Here is a 575-nt window from a genome sequence, read left to right on the forward strand (position 1 = left end):
ACGAACAGGGCGGCGAGCCCCGTCGCGGGCTTGTCGTTGTAGGCGCGGTAGAGTTCCTCCAGCGGCCGGCCGGACCAGAACTCCTCCTCGAACGCGTCCATCTCCGCCTTGGTGCGGCGGAAGAGCAGCGTCTTGTCGATGATGATCGACCAGCACCAGATCGAGGAGACGAGCAGGCCGAGCATCACCGCCTTGACGACGAAGTGGGCCTGCCAGAACAGGCCGAACATCGTGATCTCGGCCACGGGCATCGCCTGGGCGGCGTCTGCGGGATTCATGCGGCTGTCCTCGCGTCCCGGGCCGATGACCGGCCCTCGGGCACTCCAACTGGGATCCGGGCTTTTCGTATCGTGGTTCGATCGCGCCCGAATCTGTCGAAAGTAAGGGCCGCCGCTCCGGGCCGGAGCATTAGCCCGCCGCGAGTTAAGCCTCCGGCAGGGTTAAGGAATGGTGAGTGCCGCCGCTCAACGCCGAACGGGCGTCCCGCCCGGGCCGAGCGCGCGGCGCAGGGGCTCCGGCAGGCGCACCGCCCGGCCCTCGCGCACGCAGGCCACCACCACGTCCGCCCGGACCAG

Annotated in this window: 1 pseudogene; it reads right to left on the bottom strand. The window is 69.2% G+C overall.

The features are described from left to right. Positions 1-278 (bottom strand): annotated as a pseudogene (locus VQ02_RS33655) (protein TolQ); the annotation flags it as partial. Between the last annotated feature and the right edge of the window lie 297 nt (positions 279-575).

Source organism: Methylobacterium variabile, assembly GCF_001043975.1.
GTDB classification, from domain to species: domain Bacteria; phylum Pseudomonadota; class Alphaproteobacteria; order Rhizobiales; family Beijerinckiaceae; genus Methylobacterium; species Methylobacterium variabile.